This window comes from Pseudoalteromonas sp. MIP2626 (genome assembly GCF_013414205.1).
Taxonomy (GTDB): Bacteria; Pseudomonadota; Gammaproteobacteria; order Enterobacterales; family Alteromonadaceae; genus Pseudoalteromonas; species Pseudoalteromonas nigrifaciens.
The window spans coordinates 1-2,530 of record NZ_JAATTW010000097.1 but is presented as its reverse complement, the minus strand read 5'-3'; the positions used below and the strand labels follow the sequence as shown (position 1 = coordinate 2,530).

The window sequence follows — 2,530 nt, the reverse complement described above, 5'->3', positions numbered from 1 at the left end:
ATTCCGGTTTTATCGTGAACACTTTTGACTGATTTTCCGGAATCGGTGTTCACACCAAACCAGTACAATTTCAACGCATTGATTATTAATTACTTTGTTAAGCTATTTCCTTTTTGTATTACTGAGGAAGGGATATGGCGACTAAGAGGATCACAATGCGTAAAATTCGAGAAGTGTTGAGGCTACATTTTGCTGCCCAACTCAGTGTCAGAAAAATAAGTGCCAGCACTAAGATCAGTGTCGGTGGTATTCAAAAACTACTCACTAAAGCCAGAGCTTTATCGTTAAGTTGGCCACTGCCCGACGAGCTTGATGATTCTGTGCTTGCTAGTCAGTTCTATCCTCGCGCCGACACTCGGCCATCCCAGCGATTTGAAGTGCCAGATTGGCCAGCCATTCGAAAAGAATTAACGGGCAAAGGCGTCACCAAGAACTTACTCTGGGAAGAATATACTCAGCAATATCCGAATCGTTGTTACAGCTATTCTCAGTTCTGCGATCGCTATATGACCTGGCTTAAAAAGCAAAAACGTTCGATGCGACAAGTGCATAAAGCAGGAGAAAAACTCTTTGTCGATTATGCGGGTCAAACGATGCCCATTGTTTGTAATGCGACGGGTGAAGTGAAGTTCGCCCAGATATTCGTGGCGGTGATGGGCGCATCAAATTATACATTTTGTGAAGCAACCTGGAGCCAAAGTCTACCCGACTGGATCGGCAGTCACGTGCGAGCATTTGAATTTATCGGCGGTATACCTGACATGGTTATCCCCGATAATTTACGCAGTGGTGTCAGTAAAGCGTGTCGCTACGACCCTGATGTTAACCCGAGTTATCAGCAATTGGCCGCGCATTATGGCACCGTGATTGTGCCTGCTCGTCCCAGAAAACCACAAGATAAAGCCAAGGCCGAAGTGGGCGTGCAAATCATTGAACGCTGGATACTCGCCAAGTTACGACACCAAACCTTTTTCTCATTAGCTGAGCTAAACCATTGCATCAAAGCCTTACTGCTTGAGGTCAATAATAAGCCCTTTAAGCAACTGAGTGGGACACGACAATCATGGTTCGAGTCAATCGACAAACCCGCCCTCGCGCCCATGCCCAAACTAGCTTATCAATTCACGGATATTAAACACGTCAAAGTGAATATTGATTATCACGTTCAGTATGATAACCATCTTTACTCGGTACCCCATCACTTGGTGGGTGAAAAGCTTGAACTTCATGCCAAAGACAACTTGATTGAGGCTTATTTCAAGCATAAACGCATCACCAGTCACCCGAGAAAATATCATCCGGGCATGACCACCACATCCGAGCACATGCCTGTAAAGCATGAGAAGCATCATAAATGGTCACCAGGGCGTTTAATGAATTGGGCGAAAGATATTGGAGATGACGTTTTGCTCTGGGTGAAAGCACAATTGGCACAGAAACAACATGAAGAACAAGCGTATCGTGTGTGCTTAGGCTTACTCAACCTATCAAGAAGCTATCCCGCCGATCGGCTCAATAACGCCTGTGCGATAGCCAATCAATACAGTTTATATCGGTTAAAACATATCAAAGACATACTCAGTAGCAACCAAGATAAATTGCCGCGAACGCAAGAAGAGCCGTCGACGTTATTGCCACAATCCCATGAAAATATCCGTGGTCCTAAAAGCTTCCATTAAGGTAAGGAAATTCTATGTTAGAACAAACGATAACTCAGCTTCGTCAACTCAAACTCAGTGGTATGGCCAACGCCTTAGTGAGCCAAATAGAACAACCAAGTACTTATGAAGGGTTGTCCTTCGATGAGCGACTACAACTGCTAGCAGACAGTGAAGCCCAAGACCGAGAGAGCCGAAAACAACAACGCTTACTTAAAGCGGCAAAACTTAAATTAGCCGCTAACGCCAGAGACATAGATTATCATCACCCGCGAGGTCTCAATCAATCGATGATGGCATCGCTACTGCAATGTGATTGGCTGAATAAATCACAAAACTTACTCATCACAGGCCCTTGCGGTAGCGGTAAAACCTATATCACTTGTGCGCTTGCGCATACAGGATGCATGAAAGGCTACAGCGTTAAATATTACCGACTCTCAAGGTTGATGCTTGCGCTGACACAAGCCAAAGCAGATGGCACTTACAGTCGAATGTTACAGTCACTCGCTAAGATCGACTTACTCGTTTTAGATGATTGGGGGCTTGAGCCACTTAAAGCGGCACAACGAAATGACTTAATGGAGATCATGGATGATAGGCACGGCAGTTCATCAACCGCCATCATCAGTCAATTACCCACCGAAGAATGGCATCAATCCATCGGCGATAATACCTTAGCCGATGCCATTTTAGATCGACTAATGCACAATGCTCATCGGATAAAATTAAAGGGGGAGTCTATGAGAAAAATTCAATCTAAAATTGACCATCGTGAACACTTAGGTTAAAAATGTCATGAACCCAATGCGTGGAATTTAAGTGTTCACGATAAAACCGGAATCGGTGTTCACCATCACCGGAATACGCAA

2 protein-coding genes are annotated in these 2,530 nt (G+C 44.6%); both read left to right on the top strand.

The features are described from left to right. Window positions 1-134: 134 nt before the first annotated feature. Window positions 135-1,679, top strand: coding sequence for an IS21 family transposase (gene istA, locus HC000_RS18100; protein WP_024600838.1), 1,545 nt, complete (start codon window positions 135-137; stop codon window positions 1,677-1,679). Window positions 1,680-1,693: 14 nt separating this feature from the next. Next, complete coding sequence (gene istB / locus HC000_RS18095; protein ID WP_024603886.1) at window positions 1,694-2,449, top strand: IS21-like element helper ATPase IstB; 756 nt, start codon at window positions 1,694-1,696, stop codon at window positions 2,447-2,449. Window positions 2,450-2,530 lie beyond the last annotated feature (81 nt).

What these genes read in the sequence shown, in the direction of transcription:
- istA (WP_024600838.1), top strand. Translation starts at nt 135, where the DNA reads ATGGCGACTAAGAGGATCACAATGCGTAAAATTCGAGAAGTGTTGAGG.
- istB (WP_024603886.1), top strand. Translation starts at nt 1,694, where the DNA reads ATGTTAGAACAAACGATAACTCAGCTTCGTCAACTCAAACTCAGTGGT.